Origin of the sequence: Streptomyces sp. NPDC058964, from assembly GCF_042741275.1 — a bacterium.
Lineage (GTDB): Bacteria > Actinomycetota > Actinomycetes > Streptomycetales > Streptomycetaceae > Streptomyces.
In genome coordinates this window covers 1-6,602 of the sequence record NZ_JBHYKH010000504.1, presented here as the reverse complement: position 1 = coordinate 6,602, position 6,602 = coordinate 1, and the positions used below count along the sequence as shown (strand labels likewise).

The 6,602-nt window shown below is 73.6% G+C and carries 6 protein-coding genes; 4 read left to right on the top strand and 2 right to left on the bottom strand.

The window, feature by feature from the left end; genetic code table 11:
- Window positions 1–208: 208 nt before the first annotated feature.
- The 4 genes from ACFW2E_RS38490 to ACFW2E_RS38475 all read left to right on the top strand — a co-directional run bounded on the left by ACFW2E_RS38490 (window position 209) and on the right by ACFW2E_RS38475 (window position 5,119).
- Window positions 209–1,516, top strand: coding sequence for a DUF692 domain-containing protein (locus ACFW2E_RS38490; RefSeq protein WP_384474192.1), 1,308 nt, complete (start codon window positions 209–211; stop codon window positions 1,514–1,516).
- A 148-nt stretch (window positions 1,517–1,664) separates the two neighbouring features.
- Window positions 1,665–2,441, top strand: coding sequence for a DUF4142 domain-containing protein (locus ACFW2E_RS38485; protein WP_384474189.1), 777 nt, complete (start codon window positions 1,665–1,667; stop codon window positions 2,439–2,441).
- A gap of 95 nt (window positions 2,442–2,536) precedes the next feature.
- Window positions 2,537–3,322 carry a TIGR04222 domain-containing membrane protein gene (locus ACFW2E_RS38480; protein ID WP_384474187.1) on the top strand — a complete coding sequence of 262 codons (786 nt, stop codon included), beginning with the start codon at window positions 2,537–2,539 and terminating at the stop codon, window positions 3,320–3,322.
- Between the two features lie 135 nt (window positions 3,323–3,457).
- On the top strand, window positions 3,458–5,119 hold the full coding sequence (locus ACFW2E_RS38475; RefSeq protein WP_384474184.1) for an alpha/beta hydrolase: 1,662 nt from the start codon (window positions 3,458–3,460) through the stop codon (window positions 5,117–5,119).
- 39 nt (window positions 5,120–5,158) lie between these two features.
- Here ACFW2E_RS38475 and hemQ read toward each other — a convergent pair whose 3' ends face one another.
- Both hemQ and hemG read right to left on the bottom strand, forming a co-directional pair.
- Window positions 5,159–5,890, bottom strand: a complete 732-nt coding sequence (hemQ, locus tag ACFW2E_RS38470; protein WP_384474182.1) for a hydrogen peroxide-dependent heme synthase — start codon at window positions 5,888–5,890, stop codon at window positions 5,159–5,161.
- A gap of 4 nt (window positions 5,891–5,894) precedes the next feature.
- A partial coding sequence (hemG, locus tag ACFW2E_RS38465; protein ID WP_384474179.1) for a protoporphyrinogen oxidase occupies window positions 5,895–6,602 on the bottom strand: 708 nt, incomplete at its 5' end.

Genomic DNA, 6,602 nt, shown 5'->3' with positions numbered 1-6,602 from the left:
GGTTCCGCCTTCGCCCCGGCGCTGGACGTGCCCGGCGGGTCGGGGCCGCTGGAGGAGACGCTGCGCCTGCTGGGCCGGGAGCCGCATCGATGGCCCGCGCGGGCCTGAGGGCCGCGAACCTCAAATGTTGCTCTGAAGCCGCGGGAGACGGGGTTCGGGGCCGGGCGCGCGGGCGATACCCCCCTCACGCGAAGGAGGGGGAAGAACCATGCGGCGACTGGGGACGGGGATCGGCTGGCGGCCGGAGATCGCGGACGCCGTGGAGCGCATGCCGGGCATCGACTGGGTGGAGGTCGTGGCGGAGAACGTGTGCCCCGGCCATCTGCCCGAGTCGCTGCTGCGGCTGAGGGCTCGCGGGGCGACCGTGGTGCCGCACGGTGTATCGCTCGGGCTGGGCGGCGCGGACCGGCCCGACGAGGGGCGGCTGACCGCCCTCGCCGAGCGGGCGGCGGCGCTGGGAGCGCCGCTGGTCACCGAGCACATCGCGTTCGTCCGGGCGGGCGGACCACTGACGGCCTCTCCCCGCCTGGAGGCGGGTCATCTGCTGCCCGTGCCGCGCACCCGGGACGCCCTCGACGTGCTGTGCGAGAACGTGCGCATCGCGCAGGAGGCGCTGCCCGTGCCGCTCGCCGTCGAGAACATCGCCGCGCTGATCTCCTGGCCCGGCGAGGAGATGACCGAGGGACAGTTCCTGTACGAGCTGGCGGACCGGACCGGGGTGCGGTTGCTGATCGACGTGGCGAACCTGCACACGAACCACGTCAACCGGGGCGAGGACCCGGCCAAGGCGCTGGCCGAACTGCCGCTGGAGGCGATCGCTTACGTCCATGTCGCGGGCGGCTTCGAGCGCGACGGCGTCTGGCACGACAGCCACGCCCACCCCGTACCGCGGCCGGTCCTCGACATCCTGACCGACCTCGCCTCGCGGGTCGCGCCGCCCGGGGTGCTGCTGGAGCGGGACGAGAACTTTCCCGGACCCGGCGAGCTGGAACGGGAGCTGGCGGCGATCGGGGCGGCGGTGGAGGAAGGCCGCACCGTGCGTGCCGCGCCCGGCCCGGCGCCGGAGGTCCGCCCCGCGACCCCGGCCGTCCCGGCGGGCGAAGCCCGGGAGCGGCTCGCCCTCGCCCAGACCGCGGTGCTGTCCTCACTGGTCGCCGGGACGCCGGTGCCCGAGGGGTTCGACCGGGTGCGGATGGGCGTGCAGGCGCGGGCGCTCGCCTCGAAGCGGGCGGACGTGGTGGCGAAGGTCGCGCCCGAGCTGCCGGAGATCCTGGGGGACGGATACCGGGTTGCGTTCCTCGACCACGCCCACGCGCACCCGATGACCGGCGGCTACCGGCGTGACGCGCTGGACTTCGCGGGCCGCCTGCTGCTGGAGGAGCGGATCGGGGACGCGAGGGTACGGCGGGAACTGCGGGAGTGGTGGCTGGAACGGTCCGGGCCCGTGCCCCGGTCCCGGCGGCCGGTGGTGCGGGTCGCCCGGGCGGCACGGAGGGTACTGCTGCGCAAGGGGTGAGAGCCGTAACACTCGCGCCCCTTCTAGGGGGTTTTGACACCTTATGCACCCCTGCCCCCACGGCGGTTGGCCCGGACCCCGCAGTAATATGCCAACCCCGCACCCATCCGAACCACACTGGCGTGCGGTGCCGTAAGCAGGAGGCACCATGCGACCACGACCCCCGATCAAGGGCCGAGGCATATTCAGCGGCACCGGGCTCATCATCACGGGCCTGGCGGCGACCGCGGCGGCGCTGCTCTTCCCGATCTTCTCCTACCCCGGCCGGACCGGTGCGACCGACGCCGACACGCTGAGCGCCCAGACCGTGGCGACGCAGTACGGCCCGCTGTCCGAGCCGGACCAGGACTTCGTCACCAAGGTCCGGCTGGCCGGGCTGTGGGAGCTGCCCGCCGGACAGATGGCGGAGGAGAAGGGCACCACCCGGGCCGTACGGACGGCCGGAGAGCACCTCGTCGACGGGCACACCTCGCTGGACGCGCACGTCCGCGCCGTCGCCACCCGGCTCGGCCTGCCCCTGCCCAACGAGCCCAACGACCAGCAGAAGCAGTGGCTCGCCACTCTGCGCGCGGCGCAGGGACAGGACTTCGACCGCGCGTTCGCCAACATCCTGCGGCTGGCCCACGGCCGGGTGTTCTCCGTCGTCGCCCAGGTCAGGGCCGGCACGCAGAACTCGCTCGTGCGCGAGCTCGCGGACGACGCCAACAGCACCGTCCTGGACCACATCAGGGTCCTGGAGGCCACCGGATACGTGGACTTCGCCTCCCTCGCCCGTGACCTGACGGCCACCGGCAGCCCCTCGCCGGGCGTCGCACCCGTGCCGACGGTCGATCCGACCGCGGCGACACCGGTCGGCGCCTCGCCGTCGGCCACCTACCCGCTCCCGCCCGCCGCCTCCAGCCCCCCGCCGTCCAACGGCTCCTGACCGGGCACGAAGCGGAACGTCACGTACCGGCAACGCTCGGTCCGGATGGTGAAAAGGGCATGGCGTTTCCCAGGCCCCTGGCATAGAAACACGTCATGTTCTGGGTCCTTCTCCTGCTCCTGGCCTGGGCCGTCGCAGGCACCGCGTGTACGCGACTGTGCCTGGCCGCCGTGCGTGCGGCGGCCGTCGACGCGGAAGACGCGAGCGCGGGCCGGGGGCACGAGCTGACGCTGTACGAGGCCGCGTTCCTGTCGGGCGGGCCCGCGCGGGTCGCCGATCTCACCATGGTCTCGATGGCACGTCAGCGGCGGCTGCTGCTCGCGCACACCGGCTGGGCGACCGTGGTGGACCCCCGGGGCCGGGACGAGATGGAGCAGTCCGTCATAGGCGCGATAGGACCCGAGGGCCAGTCCCGCATCGAGCCGGTGCGCTCCGCCGCGGCGGGAGCGGATGCGGTGCGCAGCCTCGCCGACGGGCTCGTACGGGCGGGCCTCGCGGTGCCCGACGGGACCCGCACGACCGTCGCCTCCGGGGTCCGCCAGGTCCGGGGGGCCGCGCTGGCCGTGGTCGCCCTGGGCGCGACCGCGCTGCTGATGCCGACCGCGACCGAGATGCCGCGCGACCTGGTCGCCGTCTGGTTCGCGCTGCCCCTCGCCCTGACACTGAGCTGCCTCGCCATCGCCCGGGTCGAGGTGCGCCCCTACTCGCGCTGGGCCTCCCCGGCCGGGCAGCGGCTGCTCGGCACCCTGACCCGGCGCGCGACCGCTGCCGGTGACGACCGCACCTACCTCACCTCCGTCGCCGTACGCGGAATACGCGCGATCGGCGAACCCGAGCTGCGGGCGGCCTTCGCCCACCGTGACCAGCCCTGGCGCGAGTGAGGCAACCCGCCGGGGCGCAAAGGGGGGCATTGACACCGACACCGGCCGGACGGTGCTTGCCTTCGCCAACGACCGAACGAAATATCCCTTTTGTTGCCGCAGTGCCAGTGCTGTCGCGCCCCGAAGGGATACGCCATGCGAGCTGCCGCCCGCTACTCGGCCTACTCGGCCGCCGGTTCCTTGCTCCTGACCACCCTCGCCGCCGCCCCGGCCGGAAGCGCCCCGGGCGTGCCCGACGCCTTGGCCGCGGCCGAGGCGCGCGGCACCGCGATCGCCGCCGCGCGCGCCCGTGAGGAGGGCATCGACTTCGGGAAGTGCACCGACGACCAGGACGTCCCGGACGTCGTGGAGTGCGGCACGGTGAGCGTTCCACTCGACTACGCGCATCCCGACGGCAAGCAGATCACGCTGAGCGTCAGCCGGGTGCTCGCCACCCACAGGGACCCGCGCAACAGCAAGCGCAAGGTGCCCCGCCAGGGCGCCCTGGTCTACAACCCGGGCGGCCCCGGGGCCTCCGGGATGTACTTCCCACTGGTCGGCACGCTGCCCCGGTGGCGGCGGATCGCGGCCGCCTACGACCTGGTCGGCTACGCGCCACGCGGGGTCGCCCCCTCGGCGCCGCTGTCCTGCCAGGACCCCAAGCGCTTCTTCAAGGGGCCCGCCCAGGCGCCGACGCACCCCTCGGAGTCGTACAAGAAGAAGCGCGTCGCCGAGGCGAAGGCGTACGCACGCGGCTGCGCCCAGCGGTCCGGAAGCGGGCTGCGGTACTACAACTCGCTCAACAACGCCCGTGACCTGGACGTCCTGCGCGCCGCGCTGGACGAGCGGAAGCTGACCTTCATGGGCGCGTCGTACGGCACCTACTACGGGGCCGTGTACGCCACGCTGTTCCCCTCGCACGTACGGCGGATGGTGCTGGACTCGGCGGTGAACCCGGACCCGGCGCAGATCTGGTACCGCAGCAACCTGGAACAGTCGGCCGCGTTCGAGAGCCGCTGGACCGACTTCCGCGAGTGGATCGCCCGCTACGACGACGTGTACGGGCTGGGCGACACGGCCGAGAAGGTGCGGCGCAGCTACGACAGCGCGCGAGCGCGGCTGGCCACGGCGCCGGCGGGCGGCGTGGTGGGGCCGGGGCAGCTGCAGGGCGCGTTCCTGACGGCCGGCTACTACGACGGCTTCTGGCCGAGCCGTGCCGCCGCGCTGTCGGCGTATCTGAAGGGCGACCCGGAGCCGCTGGTACGGATCGCCGGGCCGGTCGCCGAGACGGCCACCGCAGCCGAGAACTCCAGCGCCGTCTACACGGCCGTCGAGTGCAACGACGCCCCCTGGCCGACGGACTGGAAGGTCTGGGACCGCGACAACACCCGGCTCGCGCGCGTGGCGCCCTTCGAGACCTGGGACAACGCGTGGGTGAACCTGCCGTGCGCCTACTGGCCCGCGCCCCGGCAGAAGCCGCTGGACGTGCGGACCGGGCCGGGTGAGCTGCCGCCGGTGCTCATCATGGCGGCCGAGCGGGACGCGGCCACGCCGTACGACGGCGCCCTGGAGATGAACCGCCGGCTGGCCGGCTCGGTACTGGTGACCGAGCGGGACGCCGGCACGCACGGCGTCGCGGGCGGCCCGAACGCGTGCGTCAACGCCCACCTGGACGCGTATCTGCTGAGGGGCCGCCTGCCGGCGCGGCACGCGGCGGCCTGCGCCGGACACCCGGAACCGAAGCCGGAGACGCAGGCCGGCCGCTCCTTGAAGCAGTCCGAGAGGGACTCCCTGAAGGGAAAGGCCGACCAGCGCTGACGAGCCCCCGCCCCGGGGCGGGGCCCACGCCCGGCGGAATCAGGCGAGGCCGGCCACCAGCTCCGCGACGTCCTTGCGGCGTCCGGTGAAGAACGGGACCTCCTCGCGGACGTGCATACGGGCCTCGGAGGCGCGCAGGTGGCGCATGAGGTCGACGATGCGGTAGAGCTCGTCGGCCTCGAAGGCCAGGACCCACTCGTAGTCGCCGAGGGAGAACGAGGCGACCGTGTTGGCGCGCACGTCCGGGTAGCCGCGGGCCATCTTGCCGTGGTCGGCGAGCATACGGCGGCGGTCCTCGTCGGGCAGCAGGTACCAGTCGTAGGAGCGCACGAACGGGTAGACGCTGACGTAGTTGCGCGGCGTCTCGTCGGCGAGGAACGCCGGGATGTGCGAGCGGTTGAACTCGGCCGGGCGGTGCAGCGCCATGTTCGACCAGACCGGCTCCAGCGCGCGGCCCAGCTTCGTGCGGCGGAAGAGGTTGTACGCCTCCTGCAGCTGGTCGCTGGTCTCGGCGTGCCACCAGATCATGACGTCGGCGTCGGCGCGCAGGCCGGACACGTCGTAGGTGCCGCGGATGGTCACGTCCTTGGCGGCGAGCTGGTCGAACAGCTCCTGGACCTCCTCCGCGTAGCCCGCGCGGTCCTCGGGCAGCGCGTCCTTCAGCCTGAAGACGGACCACAGCGTGTAGCGGATGACCTCGTTGAGGTCCTTGGCCAGCTTGCCCTTGTTCGGGATCCTGCCGGACTCGGTGGTGGGGGCATCGTCACTCATGGGGCTATTCTCCCGCTCCGCCGTGCAGGCTCTGCACCGGGTTGGCGGTGAGCTCCTGCACACCGCTCAGGTCGCCGGCCAGCTGGTCCACGGCGGCGTAGGCGCTCGCGATGCAGGCCGGGATGCCGACGCCGTCGTACTGCGCGCCGCACACCGCGAGGCCCGGCAGCTTGGCGACCTGCTCACGGATGCGGGCCACGCGTGCGTGGTGGCCGACGGGGTACTGCGGCAGGCCGTCGGTCCAGCGGAAGACATGGGTCCGCAGGGGTGTGGCGTCGAGGCCGGTGGCCGCCTTCAGGTCCCGTCTGGCGACGTCGACGAGATGGGCGTCCTCGCGCTGGAGGATCTCCGTCTCGCCGTACCGCCCGACGGAGGCGCGCAGCACGACCACGTCGGGGTTCTCCTCGGCGCTCCAGCGCCACTTCTGGGAGGAGAACGTGGACGCCTTGATGGAACGGCCGTCGACGGGCGGGACGAGGAAGCCGCTGCCCTCGGGAAGGGAGACGCCGGCACGGCGGTAGAAGAGCGTGACCAGGGCCATCGAGGCGTACTCGACGGCGCGCAGCTCGGCGGCGGCCGCGGGGGACTCGGCGGCGAGCAGACCGGCGGCCGCGGGCGCGGGGCCGGCGACGACCACCCAGTCGGCGTGCCGCACGCGGGCGCCCGCCCGCCCGCGCCCGCCCCCGGCGGCGGCCCCGCGCCCCGCCCGCGC